Source organism: Cupriavidus sp. MP-37 (genome assembly GCF_020618415.1).
Lineage (GTDB): Bacteria > Pseudomonadota > Gammaproteobacteria > Burkholderiales > Burkholderiaceae > Cupriavidus.
The window spans coordinates 261,979-287,587 of record NZ_CP085345.1 but is presented as its reverse complement, the minus strand read 5'-3'; the positions used below and the strand labels follow the sequence as shown (position 1 = coordinate 287,587).

Genomic DNA, 25,609 nt, shown 5'->3' with positions numbered 1-25,609 from the left:
ACCCGCAACATGGGTGCGGGGCCGCGGCCTTGCAGGAGTCCCATTACATGAAAGCCCCCACGCTACGCTTCTGGTACGCGATCCACCGCTGGACCAGCCTGCTCTGCACCGTGAACCTGCTGGTGCTTTGCATCACCGGCCTGCTGCTGATCTTCCACGAGGATATCGACGCGCTGGCCGGCCAGGAACACCACGGCCTGGTGTCGGCCGAGCGCACCCTGCCGGTGCCCGCGCAGCGCCCGCCGCTGCAGGGCATGGTCGACGCGGCGCGCGCCGCGCATCCGGGGCAGGCGCCCAGGTCGATCGCCTTTGCCGAGGATGACGCCGATGCCGTCGGCGTGCGCGTGGGCCCGCCCGGCGAGCCCAGGCTGCGCCACGGCACCACGGTCCAGTTCGATGCCGCCACCGGCGCCACGCGCAAGCCCGGGCCGGCCGGCGAGACCGTCAGCGGTTTTATCCTCAAGCTGCACCTGAACCTGTTCCTGGGCCTGCCCGGGCAGTTCTTCATCGGCTTTATCGGCGTGCTGTTCGCGTTGAGCCTGATCAGCGGCCTGGTGCTGTACGGCCCCTTCATGCGCAAGCTGGCCTTCGGGCTGGTCCGCTTCGGCAAGCCGGTGCGCGTGGTGCAGGCGGACCTGCACAACCTGTTCGGCATCGTGGTGATGGTGTGGGCGCTGGTGGTCGGGCTGACCGGCACCTTCCTGTCGTTTTCGCCGCTGATCATCGGGCTGTGGCAGAAGACCGAGCTCCAGCACCTGATCGCCACGCTGCCGGGCCCGACGCCGCCGGCGCTGGTGCCGGTCGACCGCGCGCTGGATGCGGCCCACCAGGCCATGCCGGGCAAGGATCCGGCCTTCGTGTTCTACCCGGGCACCGAATTCTCCACTGGCCGCCACTACGGCGTGGTGCTGCGCGGCCATACCGAACTGCAGAAGCGCGTCTATGCGATCGTGCTGGTCGATGCCGGCGACGGCAGCGTCGCCGCGGTGCGCGGCATGCCGTGGTACCTGCAGGTGCTGCTGCTGTCGGCCCCGTTCCACTTTGGCGACTACGCCGGCAGGCCGCTGCAGATCCTGTGGGCGCTGCTGACCGTGATCACGGCGGGGGCCACCGTGACCGGGCTGATCTTCTGGCTCAAGCGGCCGCGGCGCAGCCGCGACGAGGCGCGCGCACCGCTGCCGCCGCAACTGTCGGGAGACCAGGCATGAAGCTGATCGATGCTACCTGGCCGATGCCGGTGCTGCTTGGCGCGCTGTCGCTGGGCGGGCTCGCGGCCGGCATTTTTGGCGACGGCGCGTGGGATGCGCTGTGCTGGGTCGGGCTGGGCGTGCCGGTGGCGGTCACCGCGGCCTGGCTATGGCGGCAGTGGCGCGAACGGGGGCAAGCTCCGCAGCGCTGAGCGGCGCGCGTGCCCGCACATCGGCCACAAGCGGGCACGTGCCGCAGTATCCCTCGCCGGGCAGGCGGTGGTTCAGGCAGCAGATGCGCCGCACCGGCGCCACGCCGGGCCGCCCTGGCTCGGCGCCCGGCCGGAAGGCGCCGTGGAACGGATTGCCGAAGCCGTCGGCGGACACGGCGCTGCCGATCCATGCCAGCACTTGCGCCCGCTGCGCCTCGGCAAGCGCGGGATGTGCGGCCAGTTGCCGCGCCACGCCTGCGGCGGCGACACCACCGGTACACCAGAGCAGCCGCGGCGATACGCGCGCGGCGGCGGCAAACGCTGCCACCACCTGCGGCAAGTGCCGCCCCATCAAGGGCGACAGCAAACGCGGCAGCGTCGCCGCGGCCGGCGTGCCGTCGTCTGGCAGCACCAGGCTGGCGAGACGCCCGTCCGCCGCGCCTTGCCATCTGACGTCCGGATGATCGAACGGCAGGCTGCGTCGATGCAGCGTTGCCGCCACCAGCGGGCCGGGCAGCACAGCCAGCGTGTAGTCTCGGAACCATGCCGCCGCCAGCGCGCGCCGGTCGTCACAACCCAGCGCCTGCGCCAACTTGGCAAGGCAGCCATGCGCCCAGCTGCGCTCCAGTGCCGCGGCGCTGACTGAGGGCTGCGCGGCCTGCTCGGCAATGGACAGGCGCTCGCCGAACGGGCGCAGTGGTCCGTCAAAAAATGGCGCAAGGAAGGGGATCATCGGGTTTCTGGTGCGCACGCCCGCGCCATATGCGGGCCTGACTGACGGATGACGGATGGCCCGGCCGGGAAATTACCGGCGCGCCGGGCACGGAGTGCCTCGCTGCGCTCGCACGGGTTGTCGCGGGCCAGCCCAGGGCTTTTCTCTCCCGCTTGTGTGCTCCCCTCTCCCGCTTGCGGGAGAGGGGTTGGGGGTGAGGGCCGGCGCATCCGCGAAGTCAACCGCATCCAGCCGTCCGCACGCACATCATCCCCGGCATTCCGCGCCAATCCTAATTTTCCCGCCCGCCCGCACGTCATCCGCTCAGTAACGACCCTCCCACCAAAGCCCGCATGACGCTATTTGCCTCCCTGCCGCGCTCGCTGCGCCTTACCATCGTCCTGGCCGCCGCGGCCAGCCTGGCCGCCGGCCTGTGCGCGGTCAGCATGGTGGCGCTGATCAACCGCGTGCTGGCCACGCAGGGCGCCGAAGCGCCGCGGCTGGCGCTGCCGTTCGCGGCGCTGGCGATTGCCGTGCTGGCGTGCCGTACGCTGGCGTCGACGCTGTTCGTGCGCGTCAGCCAGAGTGCGCTGGCGCGCATTCGCGCGCAGATCTGCGAACGCTTTATCGGCGCTCCCTATGCGCATATCGAGCAGACCGGCAATGCGCGCGTGCAGGCGGCGCTGGCGGACGACAGCACCCATGTTGCCAACGGCCTGTCGGTGATTCCCGTGGTGCTGACCAACGCCATGGTGGTGCTGGGCTGCCTGGGCTACCTGGCCTGGCTGTCCTTGCCGACGTTCGCCATTGCCTGCGCGATCCTTGGCGTCGGCTCGTGGATCTACCACCTGAACCACCGCCGCGCGCTGGTGCACCTGAAGCAGGCCGGCATCGCCCAGGACGCGCTGCACGGCCAGTTCAAGGCGCTGGTGTCCGGCGCGCGCGAGCTCAAGCTCAACCATGACAAGCAGCGCAGCTTTCTGCGCGACAGCCTGGGCGCCACGCTGGAAGCCGTGCGCGCGGCGCGCACGCGCGGCCTGTCGATTTTTTTCGTGGCGCTGGGCTTCGGCAGCTTCCTGTTTTTCGCGGTCATCGGCGGCGTGCTGTTCGCGCCGCGCGCGACGCCGCTTGACCCCGCGGTGATGACGGGCTTCACCATCATGTTCCTGTACATCATGTCGCCGCTGGAATCGCTGCTGAATGCGCTGCCGGCGCTGAGCATGGGCCGCGTGGCCTACGCGCGCATCGAAGCGCTCGGCGCCGATGCGGACCCCGAAGCGCCGCCGGGCACGGCGCCCGCCGCGCCGTTTTCATCGGTCGCGCTCGACGGGGCCAGCCACCGCTATTTCCATGAGGGCGAGAACAGCCTCTTCGCGCTGGGTCCCGTCGACCTGGTGCTGCGCGCCGGCGAGATCGTGTTCCTGGTGGGCGGCAATGGCAGCGGCAAGACCACGCTGGCCAAGCTGGTCGCGGGCCTGTACCCGCCGCTGTCGGGGCGCCTGCTCCATAACGGCAAGGCGGCGGACCCGGCGCGGCTGGCGGACTACCGGGCGCTGTTCTCCGCGGTGTTCTCGGATTTCCACCTGTTCGACACGCTGCTCGCGCACGATCCGCAGGATGAGGCGCTGGCCAACCGGCTGATCGAGCGCTTCCAGCTCGGCCACAAGGTCAGCGTGCGCGCGGGCCGCTTCACTACCCAGGCGCTGTCGCAAGGCCAGCGCAAGCGGCTGGCGCTGATCGTCGCCTGCCTGGAACGCCGGCCGGTGCTGATCCTCGACGAATGGGCCGCCGACCAGGATCCGCTGTTCAAGGACATCTTTTATCGCGAGGTGCTGCCGGAACTGCGCGCGCAGGGCAAGGCGGTGCTGGTGATCTCGCACGACGACCGCTATTTCGGCCTGGCCGACCGCGTGGTCAGGATCGAGAACGGGCAGATTGCCGGGGACCCCGCGCCGGCCCATGCCACGCCGGTGCCTGAAGCCTCCGCCGCCTGACGCGCCGCCAGCCGCTGCCCTTCCTCTCCTCCGAACCGATCATGGCACTGCATCCCGATCTCGAAGCGCTGCTCGACATGGTGGAAATCGCCACCGCGACCGGCAAGCGCCCGGTCATCCACCAGCTCACGCCGGCCCAGGCGCGGCGCGAATTCGACGCCGCCTCGGCCGCGCTGGACCTGCCGCCCGAGCCGCTGGCGCGCGTGGAAGCGCTGCTGCTCCCCACCCGCGACCGCGCACAACTCGATGCCCGGCTCTATGCGCCGCGCGCGCACGGCGACGGGCCGGCGCAGCCGGTGCTGCTGCATTTCCATAGCGGCGGCTTCACCGTCGGCAGCCTGGACTCGCACGCCGCGCTGTGCAGCGCGCTGGCGCAGCGCACGCCTTGCGCGGTGCTGTCGGTGGCCTACCGGTTGGCGCCGGAGCATCGCTTCCCCACCGCGGCCCACGATGCCATCGACGCGCTGGCGTGGCTGGGCGCGCACGCCGACACGCTGGGACTGGACCCGGCCCGGATTGCGGTGGGCGGCGACAGCGCGGGCGGCACGCTCAGCGCCGTGCTGGCACTGGCCGCACGCGACAACCCTGAATTGCCGCAGCCTTGCCTGCAGGTGCTGTGCTACGCGGGACTGGGCGGGCACACCGACACCGATTCGCACCGGCGCTACGGCCAGGGCTACCTGCTCGATACGGAGACCATCGAATGGTTCTATCGCCAGTACCTGCGCGATGCCGACGACCGTGGCGACTGGCGCTTCGCGCCGCTGCTGGCGCCCGATCATCGCGGCGTGGCGCCGGCCTTGCTGGTGCTGGCCGAGTGCGATCCGCTGCGCGACGAGGGCCACGCCTATGCGCGCAAGCTGGCCGATGCCGGCGTGCCGGTGACGGTGCGCGAGTATGCGGGCATGGTCCACGAGTTCCTGCGCATGGGCAATATCGTTGCCGATGCCGCGCAGGCGCAGGAAGACATCGCCGAGGCACTGGCGCAGGCATTCGGTGCCCTGCCGGGCCGACCGCACGCGCTCGCGGCAAATCTAAATCCGGCGTCCGCTGCCTCGTCTCGATAGGCATGACCGGCAGCACCACGCGCGCCTTCCGCCACCATCGCTTCGCCTGCACAGGACCTCGATGCCGACTACGCTCTCTCCCTTCCCCCGCCACCTTTCCTTCGCCGCGGACCCCGCGCTGCGCTGCGAAAGCCGGTTCGACGGCGCCAGCCTGACCGTCACCCAAGCGGCGGCCGCGCCGGTCCGCTTTGCGCTGGATCGCGATGCCCTGCGGCTGCTAGATACCGAGGCCGATGCCGCCGCGCTGGCGCATGCGGCGATGGCGGCACTGGACGCCGCGTTCGCGCACGGCGCGCCGCGCACCCTGCGCGTGCAGCTGGAGTCGCGCGAGGCCGAGCAACGGCTGCATGCGCTCGGCGTGCTGGTGCGCGACCCGTCCGGCGTGCGCGGCAGCGTGGCCCATGCCGAGCTGCTGTGGCAGCGTCCGGAGCTGTACCTCGCGCCAGCGGCCGGCCCGTATCCGCTGCGCTACACGCTCACCGACGGCAAGCGCCATCCGCAGCGCGCGCCCAAGCCGCACGGCGTGGTCTACGCGCGCCATATCCCGTGGCTGGACCAGACCCTGACGCTGCGCGCCGCCGAGCTCGGGCGCGACCTGCCGCTGCTGCACCGCTGGATGAACGATCCCGACGTGGCGTACTTCTGGAACGAGGAAGGCGACGAGGCCAGACACCGCGCCTACCTGCAGGGGCTGATCGACGACCCGCACATGATCCCGCTGGTCGCCGCGCTTGAGGACGTGCCGTTCGGCTACTTCGAGGTGTACTGGGCCAAGGAGAACCGCATCGCCCCGTTCTACGACGCGCACGACCACGACCGTGGCTGGCATGTGCTGATCGGCGAGCCGGCATTTCGCGGCAAGGCGTTCCTGACCGCGTGGTTCCCGGCGATCCAGCACTACCAGTTTCTCGACGATCCGCGCACCCAGCGCATCGTGGGCGAGCCGCGCGCCGACCATGTGCGCCAGATCGCCAACCTCGACAAGGCCGGCTTTGCCAAGGTCAAGGAATTCGACTTCCCGCACAAGCGCGCCATGCTGGTGATGCTGCTGCGCGAGCGCTTCTTTGGCGAACACCTGCTGCTCCCCTCCCCGGCCACCTCTTCGACTGCCCAGCAAGGACCGAACCCATGACGCTACGCGAGATTTCCCCGGCCACCCATGACCTGATCGGCATCGGCTTCGGCCCGTCCAACCTGGCCCTGGCGATCGCGCTGCAGGAGCAGGCCGCGGCCGGCCGCCCGCTCGACGCGCACTTCATCGAGAAACAACAGGACTACCACTGGCATGGCAATACCCTGGTGGCCCAGAGCGAGATGCAGATCTCGTTCCTGAAGGACCTGGTATCGATGCGCAATCCGACCAGTCCCTACAGCTTCATCAACTACCTGCACCGCCACGGACGCCTGGTCGATTTCATCAACCTGCGCACGTTCTACCCAAGCCGCATGGAGTACAACGACTACCTGCGCTGGGCCGCCAGCCACTTTGCCGCGCAATGCAGCCACGGCGAAGACGTGGCGCGGATCGAGCCGGAAAGCCAGGGCGGACGCATCGGGCGCGTGCGCGTGGTGTCGGTCGATCCGCAGGGCCGCGAGCGCACGCGGCTGGCGCGCGCCATCGTCTTGTCGACCGGCGGCACGCCGCGGATCCCGGAGGCGTTTGCCGGCCTGCGCGGCGATCCGCGCCTGACCCACCACAGCGGCTACCTGAGCTGGATCGGCACGCAGCCTTGCGCCAGCGGCAAGCCGATGCGCATCGCCGTGATCGGCGCCGGCCAGAGCGCCGCCGAGGCCTTTATCGACCTGCACGACAACTATCCTTCGGTGAAGGTGGACTGGATCATCCGCGGCGCGGCGCTGAAGCCGGCCGACGACAGCCCCTTCGTCAACGAGATCTTCGCGCCGGCCTACACCGATGTCGTGTTCGAGCAGGCGCAAGCGGGCCGCGACCGGCTGATCGAGGAGTACCTGAACACCAACTACTCGGTGATCGACGCCAACCTGATCGACCAGATCTACGCCATGCTGTACCGGCAGAAGGTGTGCGGGCAGTTCCGCGTCAACCTGCTGACCTGCAAGGCGGTGCAGGCCGCGCAATGCAGCGCCGGCGGCATCGAGCTGGCCATCGCCGCCACCGCGCCGGGCGCGCCGCCCGACACCGACACGCGCCGCTACGACGCCGTGGTGCTGGCCACCGGCTATGAGCGCGAAAGCCATCGCCGGCTGCTGGCGCCGCTGGCGCGCTACCTGGGCGACTTCAGCGTGGACCGCAACTATCGCGTGCAGGCGGCGCCGGAGCTGGCGGTGCCGGTGTACCTGCAGGGCTTCTGCCAGAGCAGCCACGGCCTCAGCGACACGCTGCTGTCGGTGCTGCCCGCGCGCGCCGAGGAGATCGCCAGCGACCTCCACGACGCGCTCGGCGGCGAGCGCCGCTGGATGGCGCAGCCGGCTCAGGCGGGCGGCACCCAGGCCATCGCCGCCGCGTAGCCGTCCGGAGCGGCCAGCCGGTACAACCGCATCCGCGCCAGCGCCGCCGCATGCCCGGCGAGCTGGCCGGATTCAGGCACCACGGCGAGGCGGCACGCGCCGCCCAACCCATCTCCCGGCCCCTCCGCCACCACCGACACATGCTGCAGGTGGTCGGCGATGCCCAGGCCCAGCGCCTTCAGCAGTGCCTCCTTGGCGGTCCATAGCAGGAAGAACGCACGCGGCCAGGCGTCTGCCGGCAGCGGCGCCAGCCATGCGCGCTCGCGCGGCGTCAGGCAGTGCGCTGCGATCTCGCGCATGGCCGCCAGGCCCAACTCCGGATCCACCCGCTCGATATCGACGCCGACCTCTCCGCCCGCCTCCGCCAGCGCGATCCACGCATGGTCGCCCGCATGCGCCACGTTGAACGCCGGTGCCGCGGGCCCGTCGAGATAAGGCTTGCCATGGCTGCCGGGGCGGAATCGCAGCGCGGACGGCGCGCAACCCAGCCGCTGCGCCAGCACGGTCCGCAACGCCACGCGCGCGCCGGCGAAGCGCCGCCGGTCAGCGGGCTGGCGCAGGCTGGCGCAGTGCGCCTGCTCGGCGGGGCAAAGACAGTCGGCCGCGGCGATTGCTGCCGCGTGCGCCGGATCGAGCAAATCCACCTGCCACAGCGACAGGTGCGGCAGCGGCGCCGGGATGCGGCGCGGAAATGCGGGACGGGAAAGATCTCGACATGCCATTCGACTGCAGACGAATGGCGGCCACGTGGATTTAGGCGATCCGGCGTCCCACGGAAAAACCTGATCCCCCTCCGTGGTTCGCCACCTAGACGAAGTCGCACAAGAGAAATTTAATTTCTCTCACATGCCGAAATGCCAACATTAATTTCAATTTCGGTAACATCTGGGTTATCTTTTCCTTTATTGCGAATCATTCGCATTCGTATTACCGTACACCTCCGCACTGCAGCAATCCAGGAGCCGCCCCCATGATGACCCTGACCGATCCAGGCCTACGCCCCTCCCCCGTCCTGGCAGGCGACTCGCTGCTAGGATTGTTCGTAGCCAACCGGCGCGCGCTGGTCGGTGCCGCGGCGCGCATCGTCGGCACGCGCGACCAGGCCGAGGACGTGGTCCAGGACGCCTTCCTGCGCCTGCGCGGCATGGCCGACGAGCCATCGATCCGCTGCCGGCTCAGCTACCTGTTCCAGGTGGTGCGCAACCTTGCCATCGATACCTACCGCCGGCAGACGCTGGAGCAGAAATGGATGGCGCCCGAAGACGAAGGCATCAACGCACCGTCGCCGACGACCACGCCCGACATCATCGCGATGGACCGCCAGGCGCTGTGCGCGCTGGCCGGCGCGCTGGCGGAGCTGCCCGAGCGCACCCAGCGCGCGTTCGAGATGTGCCGGCTGCAAGGCATGACGCAGAAGGAAATCGCGTCGGAACTGGGGGTCTCGCCGACGCTGGTGAATTTCATGGTGCGCGACGCCTGCATCCATTGCCGCGCGCGGCTGACCCGGCAACAGGCGATCTGAGCGCCCTACGCCGGCGTGCCGGTCGCGGCCAGCGCGAAGCGCTCCGCCAGGAACGCCGCGCATGCCGCCCACGAACGCCGGTCCGCCGCGGCATCATAGGCAATGCCGCGCTCCGGAAAGTCGGCGCCTTCGAACGTGAACGCATGGCGCGCATGGCCATAGGCATGCAGCTGCCAGTCGGCGCCGGCCTGCGTCAGTTCGGTGGCGATGCCGAGCACATCCGCGGGCGGAGCAATCGGATCTTCCCAGCCATGCAGCAACAGGACACTGGCGTCGATCGGCCCCTGCGGGCCGAGCCGCGGTGGCTGCAGCACGCCGTGGAAGCTGACCGCCGCCACCAGGCCGGGCGCGGCCGCGCGTGCCAGATCCAGCGCGCACAGGCCGCCGAAGCAGTACCCCACCGCGGCCATCCGCTGTGGGTCCGCACCGGGCAAACGCTGCGCCGCCTCGAACCCGGCCAGCAGCCGCTGCCGCAGCAAGCGGCGGTCCGCCATCAACGGATCCATCAGGTGCGCATTGTCGCCGCGCTCGTCGCCGCGCACGCCCTTGCCGTACACGTCGGCGGCAAAGCACAGATAGCCCAGCGCCGCGAAGCGGTCGGCGCAGCGGCGCATCGCCGCGTTAAGCCCGCTCCATTCATGGGCCAGCAGCACGCACGGCATGCGCGATGCCGGCCCGGCAGGCCTGGCGACATAGCCTTCGAAGACCGTGGTGCCGTCGGTGTAGTTGACGAAGCCGCGCTCCGGCGGCAGCTGTCCAGCGTTCATGGTTCCCTCCGTTCAGGCCGCCAGCATGCCGCCGCGCGGGCACGCGGTATTGAACGTTTGGGACGTCCTGGTCCGCGCCGCGGGCGCGCCGGTCAGAGGTAGAAGGCAGGCGCGCCGGCCGGACGCTGCGCGAACGACGCAGCCAGCTGCGATTGCCCGTCGCGCGCATAGGCGCCCGGGGTCTGCGCCACGCGCCGGCGCCACGCGCGGATCTGGTGGGCCTGGTCGCTGTAGCCGTCGAGCGCGTCGCCCGCGCCGCGCTGGACCGCCTGGATGCTGTGCTGCAGGCGCTCCAGGTCCATCAGCTGCTTCGGCCCCAGCCCCAGCTGCTGCTCGAACCAGCGGTTCACCTGCCGCCGGCTGACCGCCATCAGGCTGGCGACTTCCTGCACCTGCCGCCCCTGGCGCAACAGCGCGTGGGCCGCGCGCATCGACGACAGCGCCGCCGGCGCCCGCAGCACAGACAGCCGCCGCAGCAACCATGCCTCCAGCCTGGCGACGACCTTCGCCGGCATCCAGGCGGCACTCAGGTCGGCGCTGAGCGCATGGGCGGCCCGGTCTCCCAGGTATCCGGCCAGATCCAGCAACTGGTCCCTGCAGTCAGGCCCGATGCCGGGAAACAGCCGCGCCAGGCCGGCGCCGCTCAGCATCGCCATGACGAAATACGTGTCCTGCCACGAGCGCCAGCGCCGGCTGGCCGACTGGAAGCCAAGCAGCGACACCGTTGGCACGGTGGGCCCGCCCACCATCGCGTTCGGACGGCCGAAGTTGACCGACAGCACCGCGCCCGGATACGGGCAGGTGGTGATATCGCTGCCGGCGTAGGCGCCTGCCAGGTCCTGCACGAACCAGTAGCCGTCGACATAGGGCGACAGCGATGGGCTGGGAGCATGCACCTGGAACATGGCGGGTTCGCGCACGGGGCGGGATGGGTTGGCACAGGCGTACGTTTATCACAGGGCGCCCCGACAAAAAAAGCGGGCTTCCGAAGAAGCCCGCCCGTTCCGTGGCGAGACGCCTGGGTGCCTGGCGTATGCGCCGTGTTTGCTCCACTCAGGCCGGTACTTGCGTGCCAGCTGCCGCGGTCTCCTTGGAGTACAGGCTCCTGGCCGTCGCAACGTGGCTCTTCAGCACCGGACGCAGCACCATGACTGCCAGGAAGGCTGCGGTCAGGTCCATCGCTGCCACGGTGTAGAGCACGGTGGACCAGGTGCCGGTCGCTTCCATCATCAGGTTGCCGATCGGCACGAACAGTGCGCCGATGCCCTTGGCGGTGTAGAGCACGCCGTAGATCTTGCCGATGTGCTTGGTGCCGAAGGCGTCGCCGGCAAGGGCCGAGAACAGCGAGTAGACCTCGCCCCAGGCCAGGAACACCACCCCCGACAGGATCAGGAAGGCGTACGGGTTGCTGCCGAAGTAGCCCAGCGCGATGATGCCCAGCCCTTCCAGCGTGAAGGCGATGACCATGGTCTTTTCGCGGCCGATGTTGTCCGAGATCCAGCCGAACAGCGGGCGCGAGATCCCGTTCATGATCCGGTCCAGCATCAGCGCCAGCGGCAGCGCGGCCATCACGAAGAAGTGCAGGTCGACCTGGAACTCCTTCACGCCGAGGTCCTTGGCGATCACGCCCAGCTGGGCCACCGCCATCATGCCGCCGGTGACGACCAGCACGAACATGACCAGCATCAGCCAGAACAGCTTGGTGCACAGCGCTTCCTTGAGCGTGTAGTCGCGCGTGGCCTGGACCAGCTTCTTCGACGCCTTCACTTCATGCGCCTTGGGCGAACGCAGGAACCACGCCGCCACGAACGCGAGCGAACCCTGCAGCAGGCCGAAGAACAGGAAGGTGTGCTGGAAGCCCTGCGACTCGATCATCGCCGCGATCGGCAGGATGGTCGCCGCCGAGCCCGCGCCATAGCCGCCGGCGGTCAGGCCCACGGCCAGCCCGCGGCGGTCCGGGAACCACTTGAGCGCGTTGTTGATGCAGGTGGCGTAGATCGAGCCCACGCCCAGCCCGCCGACCGCCGCGCCGACGTAGAAACCCATCAGCGTGGTCGCCTGCGAATTGATGCACCAGGCCGCGCCGATGAACACCGCGCCGAACGCCACCATCATGCGTGGCCCGAACTTGTCGATGAAGTAGCCTTCGATCGGTGCCAGCCAGGTCTGCACCAGCACAAAGACGGTAAACGCGACCTGGATGCTGGCGCGCGACCAGCCGTAGGTGTCCTGGATTTCCGGGACGAACAGGGTCCACGCGTACTGGATGTTGGCGGTGGCGATCATGCAGACCACCCCGACGATCAACTGGAACCAGCGTGTGCCTTCCGGGACCTGATTTACGCCAAGCCCCATTGCCGATGGATTACTCATTGCGCGCTCCTTGAAACGATTGGCCATTAACTTGCGACAGGGCAGTGGAATATGCGGTCGCGCTGCGCCTCAGCTTAGGGGTGGCTGCTGGCATTTCATGTCTCCTATGTCATTGGCATTTACTTGCCTCTTATTACGACGCGACCTGAGGTCTCCGCCCTCACCTCTCTCTCGAACTTAGGAGCGGCGATGGGATACACAGTATGTGATATATCAAGTAAGTCAAGACCAAGCCGGGGCAGGGTTTTCACTGAATTAATGCGGGCCCGGGATGGGCGTCCGGCATTCACGACAAAATGGAATCGGAAGCTGTATGCAAAATCGGTCGCGCGGGCCGGCAGCTGGCCGCTATCCCTTTGTGGAAGCCAAACCCCGGGGTGCACGGTGCCATAGATGAGTATTTCTCCTGAATCGATCCCGGCCACAACGGCGCATAATCATTACAATATTGTCATGATGACAAGGCTGTCATGATTACAGAATTGTCATGATAATCACCGCCCTGCTTTACAAGATTTCGGATAAATGCCCATTATTAATCCCGCGCCGGCATAAAAAAATGCCCGCAGGCGAACCTGGCGGGCTGAGGCATGGTGCGTGACATCGGCCGCAACATGTAGTTGCAGTTATAGGCGATGATTGGAGCCGGTCAAATACCGGAAATGGTTTTTACGCCGATTAATGGGCAAACTCAGAGAAAACCCTGAGCAAATCATTCGGGCATGCGCCTCATTATCGGAAAACGCGGCGTGAATATGACAGGACTGTCATTTTAAGCGGCGCTGCCGGCAGGCTGGGCGCGCACGCGGCGCCGGCCACATGTAGACAGAAATGTCATCGCTGGCGCCAGGAATAGATGAATCCGCAAGCCGAGTAGAGCGCCACGTAAAGCCGGTTCGACGGCTGGCCCTGCCGCCGCGCCGCCCGTACGGCGTCATAGATGGAATTGATGAAATTCGAGCTGGAGTAGATGTTTTGGTAAGTCCTGTAGAAGCTATGGTAAGCTCCGCGGGCATCGGCCTCCCCTTCCATCGACGTCCGTATGGCGCATGCACCACTAGGCTACGACGCCCTCATCCGCAAGTTCGGCCTGCGCGTCCCGCCGCTGCGGTGCACCTCCGCGCTGGCCGACAAGACCGGCGTGCTCAGCACGCACACCGGGCCGGACGGCACCACGCGCACGGTCTACCCCCGCAACCGCTACCGCGGCGGCGACACCACCGTGGACCACCTCACCTTTGCGCTGAAGAAAGAACAGCTGGACCTGACCGTGCTGGCGGCGCTGTTCGAGCAGCCGCAGGCGGTGCAGGACGTGCGCGCGTGGCTGGCGGCCACGCCAACCTCGCGCTATGCCCGGCTCAGCGCCTTCTACGCCAAATGGCTGGCGGGGGCGCAGTTCGACTACAAGCTGCCGGCCGGCGCACCCCGGGTGCTGGCGCTGGACGAGGCGGAATACGTGACCGGCCCGTCGACGCCAGACCTGCAGTTTGGCATCCAGAACAATCACCTCGGGCCGGCGGCATTCTGCCCGCTGGTGCGCCGGACCGAGAAGCTGGCGCGCTGGATTGCCGCCGACCTGCCGGGCCGTGTGGGCAGTGCCATCCGGCGCCTGGAGCCGGAGCTGCTGGCACGCGCGGTCGATTATCTCTACCTCGCCGAAACCCGCTCGACGTATTCGATCGAGCATGAGATTCCCGATAACCAGCGCGTCGCCAAGTTCCGGCGGCTGCTGGAATATGCCGGCCAGCCCGGGCCGCTGACCGAAGCCCAGCTGTGCGAATGGCAGAACGAGATCATCTCGGGCCTGCGCGCCGAATACCGTTTCCGCGACCAGCAGAACTGGCTGTCGCGCGGCGGGCGGCTGCGCAATATCGCGGACTATATCCCCCCGCCGCCGGCGCAGCTGGGCGCGATGATGGACGGCATCGCCGCGGTGGCGGGACTGGTCGAGGCCCAGGCGGCAAACCCGATCGTGGTGGCGGCCTGCGTGTCGTTCGGCTTTGTCTTTGCCCACCCGTTCTATGACGGCAACGGCCGTCTGCATCGCTTCCTGATCCACCATCTGCTGCGCCAGGCCGGCGTGACGCCCGCCGGCGTGGTGCTGCCGGTGTCGGCGCGCATGCTCAAGCAGATCGACGTCTACGCCGGCCTGCTCAAGGCCTATTCGGCGCCGCGCACGGCGCTGCTCAATTACGCGCTGGATGCGGACAGCGACACCATCCTGATCAAGTCGCCGCAGCCCTACTGGCTCTATGCCTCGTTCGACGCCACCGCGCTGTGCGAATTCGTGTTCGAGTGCATCGAGCAATGCGTCGAGCAGGACCTGGCGCAGGAAATCCAGTACCTGCGCGCGTACGATGCCAGCGTGACCCGGCTCGAAAGCTGGCTGGACCTGCGCCAGTCACGGCTGTCGAACCTGATCGACCTGATCGTGCAGAACCACGGCGAACTGTCGCGGCGCAAGCGCAAGCTGTTCGAGGACCTCACCGACGCCGAGCTGGCGCGCATCGAAGCGGTGGTGCGCGACGAGTTCGCGGAATACCTGGAGCGCCACGGCAGCCGCTGAAGCCCGCGGCGCTCCAGTTCCCTATCGCGTCACGTCCAGCTCCCAACCGGGTTCCAGGTGATCCGGGTTGTCGGCCAGGCGATAGCGCGGGTTCAGGTTGATCAGCTCGCGCAGCGCGAAGTTGGCCACCTGCTGGTCCGGCGTCATCGCCTGCGCCTGTGCCTCGGCCTTCTGGCCGTCGGACAGCAGCGTGTCGAGATGCGCGCCGGCGATGCCCCATAGCGTGGAACTGGCGACGTTGTCCGGGCTGTAGGGCTGCACGCGTACCGATCCGGATGCGGGGCGCTCCTTCGGGGTCTCCCTGGGTGGTTCGCTGGGGGGCTCCTGCGGCGGCGTGGTTCCCCCTGGATCGGCGGTTGGCGGGGTCGACGGGCCGCCGCTGGGAGTCGGCGCCGGGCGCGGCACGCCCTTGTCCTCGTCCTTGAGCAGCTCCACCAGGATCTTGGCGCCAAAGTTGACGATCACGCCGCCGCCCAGCAGCACCAGCCCCTTGGGCATGGCGCGGCCGAAGAAATCCCACTTCTGCGCCAGCCATGGCGTGACCGGCTTGTCGACGGCATCGGGATCGGCTGCCTTGGCCAGCCGGTTTTTCTCGGCGTTGATCAGCTTCTGCTCGTTGCGCGACTGCAGGTGCGCGCCGATGCCGAACACCGCCAGGCTGCCCGCTTCGATGGCGCCGACCACGCCGCCGGTATGCATCATGTCGGCCGCAGCCAGCGGCACCGCGCCGACCGAATACGCGTTCATCACGAACTTGCGCAGCCGCGCACCCAGCAGCGCGGGCTGGGCCAGCCCGGTGTGATAACCCGCGCGGGCCGCGAAATTGACCGTGCTCAGCACCGAATTGGCGGCCAGGAACACCGCGCTGCTGTAGGTCAGCGGCTCGCCGATCTGGGTCACGCCGTGCTCGCCGAACCACAGCATGGTGTTGCCGTTGTTGATTGCCAGCGTGGTCAGCTGCAGCGCGTCGTTGACCTGCCCGGCGCGCGTATCGGGCGTCAGCAGCGCGGCGCCGACGGTGCCGAGCACCGCCTGCGCCTCGCGGATCTTGTCCGGGGCCTCGGGCAGGTCCTTCTTGTCGGCGTGGTGGGCGTAGGCCTCCAGCTGGTCCAGCGCCCTGGCAAACTTCTGCTGGTTCTTGTCGTTGATGCCCCACACCGCGGTACCGGGCTTCTCGGTCAGCGTGCGGCGCAGCCAGGCGATATCGGCGGGCGTGTGCGTGCCGGCGCGCCGGATCACCTTGTTGGCATGCACCGTGCGCCCCATCGCCACGCTGCCGCGGTAGATGAAGCAGCCGGCGCTGGTCAGCACCAGGTTGGCACCGGTCTGCGCCGAGATGGCCGCGGCGCCGGAGGCGGCGGCGAACGTGCCCGCCGCCGACACGGCCAGCGCGGTGCGCACCTTCCACGGCCGCGGGCCATTGCTGCCGGGTGGTGGTGCGTTGCCGGCCGGGCCATGCGAGATGGTGGCGCGCATCACTCCGCCCTCGCCGCCCCGGGTGCCGTCGTCACTCCGGCCGCGCCCTGCCTGCTGCATCCGGTCCAGCATGCGGTACACCGCGCTCCCTTGCGACGCATCCGAGCCGGTCTCGACATGGGTCAGGTCGGCCACCTTGACCGCGCCGTCCGGGAACAGCGCGAACTCCACGTCGCCCAGGTGCAACTTGCGCGTCGTCATGGTGTCGACCAGTGCGGCGATATCGCGCGCCGACCGGTCATTGAGCAAGGCGGCATGCTCTGGCCGCAACTGGCCGGCGGCGTCGAACAGGTCCTTGGTGCTGGCCGCGTAGCGTTCGTAGCCAATCGCCGGGCGCCCGAACGCCTCGAACGACGCCGGCCCGTAGCTGCGCACGGTATCCAGCCCGTGCGTGCCGGCGGCCTCGGCCATGGCGGCGCGCTCGCCGTGGACCATGTCGCCCAGCCACGCTTCGTTGGCAATGCCGACCGCCAGGTCCTTGCCCAGCGCGAACACGGTCTTGGCGCCGCCGCTGCCCAGCCGCGGGCCCAGGTAGGTCTCGAGCCGCACCCGTTCGCGGGTGCCATCGGGCCGTCGCAGGAATACGTTGCCGTGATGGTCGATCTTGAAGCTGTGGCCGGCGTAGGGATCCGGCTGCGGCGACAGGCGGCGCCAGCGCCCGGGCTGCGCCAGGTCGATCTGGCTCTTGGCCGGATCCTGCGCATAGGCGCCGCGGCGCAGCGCAAATTCGGGCACCAGCACCTCGGTGCGCATCACGTCAGCCACCTGCTGCGCCAGCATGCGGCCTTGCGGCGCATGGGCGCCGTCCAGCGCCAGCACGATGGGCTGTCCGGGCTCCCAGTCATGCGCCAGCTGGAAGGCGAGCTCGTGGGCGCCGATGCCCTCGCCTCCCTCGCCGCGCAGCCCGCCCTCGGGGCGCACGGCGCCGACCACCACCAGGTGGTCCCGGGGCGCGTTGACGCGCACCGCCGGCTCGCCCAGCGCCAGTTCGGCCCAGCGGTCCGGCGTCTGCCGCCAGCTGGCCGGCACCGGATCGCCCGCGGCGCGCGCGCCATGCTGGCGCACCGGCTTGCCGCCGCTGGTGACGGCCACCACCGGCAGCGCCGGCATGGCGCCGTGGAAGCGGCCGCCGTCCTGGACGTGAACCGGCGCGCCCGAGGCGGCCATGGTGGCGGGATCGGCGGCCACGCGCAGGCGCGCGCCATAGGCCAGGTCGCTGCCCGGCGCGCGGAACGCGTCCACGTCCAGCCGGCCGTCGGCGCCGTAGACGCGCGCGTTCAGCCCGGTGGCCAGTTGCTGCACCAGCGACACCGCCCCGTCCTGCCCGTAGCAGCCGTACAGCACCACCGGCATGCCTTGCTGGTAGTCCGGATGCGCGCGGATGCGGTCAATCACCGCCGTGGCATCGATCAACGAGGACGGCCCCTCGTCAGCCCGCATCGCGATGCCGCCGAACAATCCCTCGGCGCGCACGGTGAAATGCCCGGGAATCTGCGGTACCGACACCGCCACCGCCTCATCGCCAAAGGTCTTCTGCCCGGCCTGCTGCGCCAGGTCCAGGTCCGCGCGCCCGCGCGGAAACTGCTCCAGCTGGGCCAGCACGTCGATGCGGCGGCCGTCCTGCTGGCGCACCAGCGGCAGGCCGACGCGGAAGTCGTCGGGCAAGGCGGCGCGGATCTCGCCGTGGTAGTCCGGATTGAGCGCAAAGCCGTCCGCGTGCGGCTTGTGCCCGCGCAGCGACAGCGGCACGGTGCCGATCACGCTGCGCGCGTCGACCGCGCCGTGCCGCGCTGCCTCGCGCTGCGACACGATGGCGATGCGGAAGTTGCTGCCCGCCTGCAGCGCCGGGCCGAGGTCGCGCAGGGCCTGCTGCAGCGAGGTGAACGACGCCTCCGGCAAGCCCGCGCGCAGCGGCACCGACAGCCCATCGCCATGGGTCACCACGTAGTGCACGCCGGCCAGGCGCCCGCCGGACGCATGGATGCCGTCGACGGTGGTCTCGATGGCTTGGCGGCTCGGGGCGCCGTCGCGCACCGACCAGCTGCCGTCGCGGATCGCCGGCCGCGCCGCGGGCATGGCCGCCGGGTCGCCACCGGCGTCGTCGGCACGGCTTGCGGAAGCCGCTTCGCGCGGCAGCTGCCCGCCGTGCGCGACCACCGCTTCGGCGGCCTCGGCCAGCGGCGTGCGCGCCAGCGCCGGCCCGCCCGGCAGCGGCGCGCGCGCCGCCCCGGGGCCACGCGGCTGGCCGCCGGCGGCGGCGCGTCCGTACAGCGTGATCACGGCCTGGTGCACCGCGGTCGAGAAGCCGTCCACCGTCGCCACCCGCTCGCGCGAGACGCCGTCGACCGCGCCGGCGTCGGCCGCGGCCTGCAGCACGCGGCCCAGCTCCTCGGGGCTCTGGAAGCGCTCCGGCATATTGCCCCGGCGCAGCAGCAGCGCCGAGACCGCGTACGCGCCCCAATTCGACACGCTGGCGGTGACCACATGGTCGACCGGCACCACCGCGGCGATATCGCTGCCGTCGAGCGCGCGCGGGATCAGCCCGCCCACGCCGCCCATGCCGGCCTCGTTGCCGCCGTCGCCGACGCCCAGCGTCTCGATGCCGTCGATGGCATTGGCTTCCAGCACGATCTGGTCCAGCGCCGGGTTGAAGCCGTCGATACCGATGCCGCGCATATTGTGCTTGGTGCCGCGCGCGCTGCGCGACGGCAGCTCGATCGCCATCACCCGGTCGGGGCCGACCTCGCGCAACAGCGCACGGGCCGGTTCGGCGGCGCTGTCGATCGGTGCATCGAACACGCGGATATTGTCCAGCGGCTCGCCCATCTCGCGCAGGATGCCTTCCAGGATCGGCCGGTTCGCCGAATCCACCACGTAAGTCACCTGCTTGCCGCGCAGCCGCAGCGCGCGCCCCAGTTCCGCGGTGCCCGGGGGGCCGTCGGTTTCCGGCATGTCCTTGGCCACCGAGAAGCCGGTCACCAGCATCACGTTGCTGGCGTCTTCCAGCGACGCCGCCGCGCGCTCGGCGCCGCCCGGCATGTAGAACTCGCGCAGGCCGCGGCCGATGTAGTTGAAGCTGATGCGGTCGACCGGCGACAGGTGGCGCCCGCCATCGATCAGCGCCAGCGCCGGCGACACGTCGGCGGCCTCGCCGAAGGCGGTCTTGAACACGCGGATATCCGGGCGCCGTCCCATCGCGTGCGCCAGGCCGGACACCCGCGACGGCTGGCCGGTGGTGAAGACGATGGTCGGCAGGGTCTTGTCGTCGGGCACCGCCGACGGGTCCAGCGGCTGCTCCAGCAGCGCGCCGCGGTCGATCAGGCCCTGGTCGACCAGCATCTCCACGCCCTTGCGCGCCTGGTACTGCATCGGGTCGATCAGCCTGACGTCGCTGCGGCCGATGGCATCGAGCTGCTGGCGCACCAGCGTTTCCAGCGCCGGGTAGTGGGTGCAGCAGAACCACAGCGAGGTCGCGTCGGCCGGGATCTGCTCGGCGTTGATGTACTTGGCCACCAGCCCCTTGAGCTGCTCCAGCTGCGGGCCGTCGGCCAGGTGCATCAGGTTGTTGACCGCATCGGCCCACTCGGTCGCGCCGATCTCCTTGACCGTGAGGCTGCCGCCGCTGGCTTCGGCCACCGCCTGCAGGTAGGCATGCAGCTTCACCGTGCCGGGCGTGGCCACCACCACCGGCCGCGCGCCGCCTTCGGTGACGATCTTGGGCGCGGTCTGCATGATCAGGTTGACCACCTTGGCCTGGTGGGTGCCGGCCAGCGCCTCCGGGAACGCGGTGCAGGCGGTGTTGCAGGCGAACAGGTCGACCGCGCCCTTCGCCTTCTGCGCCGCCACCACGCCGGCGTGGACCAGGTTCACCAGGTCGCCGCGCTCGCGCCCGCCGTAGGTGCCGGCGGCATGGTCGGTAAAGGCCACCACCTGCACCGCCTTGCCGGTCATGGCATAGGTGTGGCGCGCGATGTTCTGCGCGGCCAGCAGGCCACCGTTGCTGGAATCGAAGGCGGTGATGACGATGGCATCGTCCTGCACGCGGATGCCGAAGTCGGCAGGGTCGATCCCTTCGGGCAGGAAGCGCCGCTGGATGCCCTCGAACAGCTGCGCCATGTCGAGGCCCGCGGGCAGGCGCTCGGCCGCCTTCTGCAGCAGCTCGTAGACGCCCTTCTGCACGGTCTTGTCGTAGCCGCGCACGCTGGTGGCGCCGACCTCCAGCGTGACGCCGTCGCGCGCCTTGTGACGCGCCATGGTGTCGAGCAGCGCGCCCACCGTTTCCGCGCTCGGCATGCCGCTGTCGCGGCCCAGCGCGCGCTGCACGCCGAAGCCGATCGCCTGCGCCGCGAGGTTGGAGTTCATGCCCGTCACCAGGTGGTCGGCGCCGACGTCGGACCAGCTGTCGGCCAGCTGGTGTTCGACCGCCAGGTCGCGCAGCAAGCGGTCGCGCGCGGCGCGCATGCCGGCCTCGTTGCCGTGGTCGCCCACGGCAATGGTGACCATGTCGGCGATATCGTTGGCGTCGATCAGCAACTGGTCGAGCATGGCATTGCCGCGCACCCGCTCGCCGTTCTGCAGCCGGTATTCGTTGTTGGTGTTGCGACCGGCCACTTCCACCGCCACCACCGCCTGCGGCTTGTGCATCGCCAGCAGCGCGCGCGACTGGCGCCCGGCGCTGGCAAAGTCCCTGGCCGAGAAGGTCTCGACGCGCGCATTGGGCTGGTTCAGGTCCTGGCGCAGCATCTGGCGCAGCGTGCGCGCATGGGCGCGGTCGGTGACATAGACCACGTCCTTGCCCAGTGAGGCCAGGTAGGCGCCGAGCGAGGCCGCCCCGACCGGGCCGTTGGTCTCGGCGCGGCCATGCGCGGTCAGCGGGCCGGTGACGATCATCACCGAGTCCAGGTCCACCAGCGCGCGCGCGGCCATCTCGGCGCCGTAGGGCACGCCGATGTTTTCCATGCTGCCGTCGATCCACAGCACATTGTCGAGCGGCGAGATTGCGTTCTGCCGCAGCGACATGCGCGCGGGCGCATCGGGCGCATCGGCATGCGCCGCCAGCGCGGGGCCGTGGCTCACCGTGCGGCGCTGCACGCCGGCCTCGCCATCCCCCGCCGGGTGGCGCGGCGCGCGCGCCAGTGCCGGCGTGCCGGTGGCGGTGCGGCGGCGCGAGGCCGGCACGGGCGCGTCGGCGCGGCCGCTGCGCTCGCCCGAGGGGTTGCGCGCGGCGGACTCGGTCAGATAGCGCGCCATGGCCCGGCTCATGGCGCGGTCCATCATGCCGTGGATCACCCGTTCCTGCAGGATCGCGCCGCGCGTGACCGCCATGTCGAAGGCCGCGGCGGTGCTGAGCCGGGTCGATTGCCAGGGCGTGAGCCGCTGCGGCGTGCGCAGGTCGCGCGCCGGGGTGGCGACGCCGTCGGGCGCCGGGCGGTTGCCGCCGGCGCGCCCCGGGGTCGCGGGCCGGACTACGCCGGGGGCCGGCTCGCCGTCGGCCTGCTTGCCGGAGCGGCCCGATTGGCCGTCGGCATCGGTGCGCGCGGGCGGCTGTCCGTCGGCATCGCGGCCAGGCACGCCGCGGCGCGCGGTGGGCCGCGTGGCGGCTGGCACAGGCGCGCCATCGCCATCGCGGAAGGCGCCCAGCGCTGCGGGACCAAGGCCCCGACCCGGACTGTTGCTGCCGGCCAGGTCGCCCGCGCCGGTGTGCCCGCGCATGGCCTGGTAGCCGTCGCGCACCGACTCGCCGATGCGCTTCTGGATTGCCATCGGCAGCATCTGCGTGGCGCCCATCAGCAGCATGGCGCCGTTCTGCAGTTTCTCCGCAACGCTCATCTCGCTGCCATGCTCGGCGAACATGGCGGCCTGCTGCAGGGTCTGCACGCCGCCGATGCCGAAGCCGACGCCGTTGAGCACGCGGCTGGCGCTGCCGTAGTGGCCGGCGCTGTGGGTCAGCATGCCGCCCGCCATCTGGCGCAGCGGGTTGGTGCTGCCGGCCAGCCGGGTGCCGGCGTTCATCGCCAGCGCGCCGGTCTTGGCCAGGCCCATGCCGCCCATGCCCGCCAGCGAGCCGGCCACGTTGAGCCACTGCGCCATCGCTTCCTGGCTGGCGAAGGGATTGACCGAGCGGCCATGGTCCGAAATATTGTCCAGCGCGGCCCACGAGGTGCCGACACCGTACCCCATGCTGCCCACCATGCCGACCCACGCCGCGGCCACCAGCGGTGTCAGCGTGCCGCCCGAGGCCACCGCCAGCACCCCGCCCGCGACCGCGCCCACCGCCGCCACGCCGAGGTTGACCCAGCCCCATACCTTCTCGCTGGTGGTGACGATATGGGCGTCCATCGCGGCGTAGTCGACGTGGCCGTCGCGGCCCAGGTCCAGGTTCTCGGCAAAGTACACCGTGCCCTTGTCGGACAGCAGGTTGTTCTCCTGGAAATCGCGCTTTGCGTCCAGCTCTTCCTTGCCATAGACGGCGCCCTGGTCGTCCACCCACAGGGTTTTGCCGTCCTTGCCCTCGAACTCGAACACCGCGGTCTGGTACGGCACCCCGCCGGGACCGGCCACGTACATCGGGATCGCCTTGACCGTGGTGCCGGCCTTGGCGTCGGCGGCGATCTGTTCGCGGATCGCGTTGGCGTCGCCCTGCGGCGCGCCCAGGGCGATGGCCTCGGACAGCCCCTTCTCGTCCGAGGCCTTCGCGCTGAGTTCTTCCTTGCGCATCGCCAGGCTGTCGAAGGTCTGGCGCAGGATCTCGTCCTTGTCGAGCTCGAAGCGCTGGTTGGCTTCCTTGGCCTCGTCGGTGCCGGCGTAGTCCTCGCTGCCGCGCTGCACCGCATTGCGCAGGTAGACGTCGGACATCACCGGCGCGTCCTTGCTCGACTTCAGCGACTGCTCGAACGCGGCCGACAGCCCGATATGGCCCTTGGCAGCCGCGTCCTCGGCGCCGCCGTAGATGCGTCCCTGGCGCGACGACCCGCCCTGGTTCATCATCATCAGCATGCTGACCTCGTTGTCGCGGTCAGTCAGCCAGCTGGCCGTGCTGGTCGCGGCCGGGGCCGTGCCGGGCTTCGCCTGCGGGTTGCGCGCATAGTAGCCGGCGTCGGCCGCATCGACTACCGCCGACAGGCCATGGTAGAAGTCATCCCAGTCGTTGTATCCGGGCGACTGGCTGTTGTTGCGCCCGGTCCAGTCGTTGCTGTACTCGGTCTTCACCGTATCGAGCAGCGTGTTGGCATCTTCCTCGATCAGGTGCGGCGCCACTTCCTGCAGGTAGGCCCCCACCTTGTCGGCGTACATCTTCTCCTGGCCGATGATGGGCCGGCCCTCGTCGTCGTGGGTCTTGTTCTTCAGGTCCTGGTCCATCGACGCTTCGATCTGCGCCTTGAACAGGTCGCCGCTGAAGCGGTCGTTGTGCACGTCGACGTAGAGCTGGCGTTCCTCGGGCGTCTGCGCGGCATCGGCGCCGGCCTTGCGGATCTGCAGCGCGCCGGTGACGTCGCCGCGGTCCAGCTTCTGGTCGATGCCGCGGGTCATGGCGTCCACGCGCAGCGGCACCGAGCCCTCCATGAAGCCGAGCATCCGGTTCAGGCCGTTGGCGGCCTGGTCGCGCTCGGCCTGGCTGAGCTTGGGGTCTTCGCTGCGCGCCTTGAGCTGTTCGACGGTGTAGCCGAGCAGGCCTTTCTCGGCGACGCCCTTGTCGTAGGCGATCCGGGCCGGATCGGTCGCCGGCAGGTCGGGGGCCGGAACCAGGCTGTCCGCACCCAGCGCCTTGACCATGACGTAGCCGGCCGGGTTGTGTTCCATCAGCGCGCGCTCGGCCTGCGGCAGGTCGCGCGGCGTGGTGGCGTTGGGATCGGTCTTGGCCTCGGGATCCAGCGTCAGCCCCTGCGCCTGCGCCATCGCCAGCGTGGTGGGGTCGTTCTGCGCCAGCTTGCGCTCGAAGTCGGTGGACGGCGTCAGGTGCTCCATCTCGCCGGCGATGCGACCGCGCAGGTCGACCCGGTCGATCAGCTGGCCCATGCCGCCTTCGGTGCCGTAGCGCGCCTTCAGGTCCTGCACCGCCTGCTGGCGATAGCTGTCGGGCACCTTGACGCCCTTTCCGGACGCCAGCGCCTGCAGCTGCGCGTCGGCGTCGCTGACCTTGCCGTTGGCCAGGGTCAGGTCGTACGAGCGGTCCGCCATCGAGATGGTGCGGTCGTGCGGACTGTTGCGCAGGTCCTTCAGGGCCTGGTCGGCGTCCTGCTTGTAGGCGTTCGTCGCGACCGTGTCGATCTCTTTCTGCATGGTGGCGAGGAAGGTCTCCTCGGCCTGTACCCGTTCCTGCTGTGCTTTCTCGTGGGCGTCGCGCGCGGCCACCAGTTGGTCGTCGGCCTCGAGCTCGAAGCGCCGGATGCCGCCGGGGATCTTCAGGTAGGCGGCCTGTTCCTGGTCGACCTTCGCGGCGGCCCGCTGCTCTTTTTCCTGCGCCAGCACCACGTTGAAGCGCGCGCCTTGGGTGTCGCGCGCCTGTTGCGTGCTCTCGTTCTTCAGGAATTGCGTCTTGGTCTCGTCGATGTTCAGCGCGACGTTGGGGTCGTCATAGCGCTTGCGGATCTCTTCGGCCTTGGCCTCGACCGCGGCCTTGACATCCTTGCCGGTGGCCGCGGCGTTGTTGGCGGCCACGCGCAGCTCATTCTGCGCGCCGCCCATGACGTTGCCGTACTTCAGGCCCAGCGGCTGCCACTGCTTGTCGGTCATGGCGCGGCCGTCGAGGTCGGCCACCACCTTGTCATAGGCGTCCTGCGCTTCCTGCTGCCAGCCATCGGTCAGCGCCTTCGCGTCGCTTTCCTTCTTCTTGCGGGCTGCCTCGGCCGGGTCAGTCTTTGGTTTCTCGGGCGCCGGCGCATCGACCTGCGTCGCCCGGGGTGCCTGCGCGCCGGTGGTGCTGGTGGTGTAAAGCGCCGGCGTCACCGCGAGCGCCTGCGGCTTGTCCGGCTGGTCAGCGGGCTTCGCCTGCTGGCCTTGCTGCGTCTGCTGGGTTTGCTGGGTTTGCTGCGACGGTTGCGCCTGCTGTGTGCTCTGGGCGTTCTGCGTGTCCTGCTGGCGCTGGGTCTCGCGCGCCTCGGCGGCGCGCTGGGCGCGTTCGGCGGCTTCGCGGGCGGCCCGTTCGGCGGCCTCGCGCGCGGCTTCGGCGGCGGCGCGGGCCGCGGCCTCGGCGGCCGCGCGCGCGGCGGCCCGGATGGCATCCATGAAATCCAGCATGACGCAAGT

14 protein-coding genes are annotated in these 25,609 nt (G+C 69.7%); 8 read left to right on the top strand and 6 right to left on the bottom strand.

Features of this window, described 5'->3' with window-relative positions:
- Positions 1-47: 47 nt before the first annotated feature.
- Together LIN44_RS17870 and LIN44_RS17865 are read left to right on the top strand one after the other, a co-directional pair.
- Positions 48-1,208 carry a PepSY domain-containing protein gene (locus tag LIN44_RS17870; RefSeq protein WP_227315607.1) on the top strand — a complete coding sequence of 387 codons (1,161 nt, stop codon included), beginning with the start codon at positions 48-50 and terminating at the stop codon, positions 1,206-1,208.
- A complete protein-coding gene (locus LIN44_RS17865) occupies positions 1,205-1,399 on the top strand; it encodes a hypothetical protein (RefSeq protein ID WP_227315606.1) in 195 nt (64 codons plus the stop codon). Before LIN44_RS17870 ends, LIN44_RS17865 begins: the two co-directional genes overlap by 4 nt.
- On the opposite strand, the gene fhuF is transcribed toward LIN44_RS17865, so the two are convergent.
- Positions 1,341-2,132 (bottom strand): siderophore-iron reductase FhuF, encoded by a 792-nt coding sequence (gene fhuF / locus LIN44_RS17860; protein ID WP_227315605.1) that lies wholly within the window; start codon positions 2,130-2,132, stop codon positions 1,341-1,343. The genes LIN44_RS17865 and fhuF overlap by 59 nt on opposite strands.
- 332 nt (positions 2,133-2,464) lie before the next feature.
- On the opposite strand from fhuF, the gene LIN44_RS17855 reads away from it, so the two are divergent.
- The 4 genes from LIN44_RS17855 (at position 2,465) to LIN44_RS17840 (ending at position 7,659) form a co-directional block, all read left to right on the top strand.
- A complete protein-coding gene (locus LIN44_RS17855; protein ID WP_227315604.1) occupies positions 2,465-4,105 on the top strand; it encodes a cyclic peptide export ABC transporter in 1,641 nt (546 codons plus the stop codon).
- Between the two features lie 41 nt (positions 4,106-4,146).
- Complete coding sequence (locus tag LIN44_RS17850) at positions 4,147-5,172, top strand: alpha/beta hydrolase (protein WP_227315603.1); 1,026 nt, start codon at positions 4,147-4,149, stop codon at positions 5,170-5,172.
- Positions 5,173-5,233: 61 nt separating this feature from the next.
- Positions 5,234-6,304, top strand: coding sequence for a GNAT family N-acetyltransferase (locus LIN44_RS17845; RefSeq protein WP_227315602.1), 1,071 nt, complete (start codon positions 5,234-5,236; stop codon positions 6,302-6,304).
- Positions 6,301-7,659 carry a lysine N(6)-hydroxylase/L-ornithine N(5)-oxygenase family protein gene (locus LIN44_RS17840; RefSeq protein ID WP_227315601.1) on the top strand — a complete coding sequence of 453 codons (1,359 nt, stop codon included), beginning with the start codon at positions 6,301-6,303 and terminating at the stop codon, positions 7,657-7,659. The genes LIN44_RS17845 and LIN44_RS17840 overlap by 4 nt, the downstream gene beginning before the upstream one ends.
- On the opposite strand, the gene LIN44_RS17835 is transcribed toward LIN44_RS17840, so the two are convergent.
- Positions 7,623-8,381 carry a 4'-phosphopantetheinyl transferase superfamily protein gene (locus LIN44_RS17835; protein WP_227315600.1) on the bottom strand — a complete coding sequence of 253 codons (759 nt, stop codon included), beginning with the start codon at positions 8,379-8,381 and terminating at the stop codon, positions 7,623-7,625. The two genes, LIN44_RS17840 and LIN44_RS17835, sit on opposite strands and share 37 nt — an antisense overlap.
- Positions 8,382-8,629: 248 nt before the next feature.
- On the opposite strand from LIN44_RS17835, the gene LIN44_RS17830 reads away from it, so the two are divergent.
- A complete protein-coding gene (locus LIN44_RS17830) occupies positions 8,630-9,181 on the top strand; it encodes an RNA polymerase factor sigma-70 (RefSeq protein ID WP_227315599.1) in 552 nt (183 codons plus the stop codon).
- A gap of 5 nt (positions 9,182-9,186) precedes the next feature.
- Here the strand turns inward: LIN44_RS17830 and LIN44_RS17825 are convergent, their stop codons facing one another.
- From LIN44_RS17825 to oxlT, 3 genes are all read right to left on the bottom strand, one after another.
- The gene (locus tag LIN44_RS17825; RefSeq protein WP_227315598.1) at positions 9,187-9,948 is read right to left on the bottom strand and encodes a dienelactone hydrolase family protein; all 762 of its coding nucleotides are present in this window, start codon (positions 9,946-9,948) and stop codon (positions 9,187-9,189) included.
- Between the two features lie 92 nt (positions 9,949-10,040).
- Positions 10,041-10,853 carry an AraC family transcriptional regulator gene (locus LIN44_RS17820; protein WP_227315597.1) on the bottom strand — a complete coding sequence of 271 codons (813 nt, stop codon included), beginning with the start codon at positions 10,851-10,853 and terminating at the stop codon, positions 10,041-10,043.
- A gap of 148 nt (positions 10,854-11,001) precedes the next feature.
- Positions 11,002-12,321 (bottom strand): oxalate/formate MFS antiporter, encoded by a 1,320-nt coding sequence (gene oxlT, locus LIN44_RS17815; protein ID WP_227315596.1) that lies wholly within the window; start codon positions 12,319-12,321, stop codon positions 11,002-11,004.
- Between the two features lie 1,042 nt (positions 12,322-13,363).
- Here oxlT and LIN44_RS17810 point away from each other — a divergent pair.
- Positions 13,364-14,887 carry a Fic family protein gene (locus LIN44_RS17810; RefSeq protein WP_227315595.1) on the top strand — a complete coding sequence of 508 codons (1,524 nt, stop codon included), beginning with the start codon at positions 13,364-13,366 and terminating at the stop codon, positions 14,885-14,887.
- A gap of 21 nt (positions 14,888-14,908) precedes the next feature.
- On the opposite strand, the gene LIN44_RS17805 is transcribed toward LIN44_RS17810, so the two are convergent.
- Positions 14,909-25,600 (bottom strand): LWXIA domain-containing protein, encoded by a 10,692-nt coding sequence (locus LIN44_RS17805; protein ID WP_227315594.1) that lies wholly within the window; start codon positions 25,598-25,600, stop codon positions 14,909-14,911.
- Positions 25,601-25,609 lie beyond the last annotated feature (9 nt).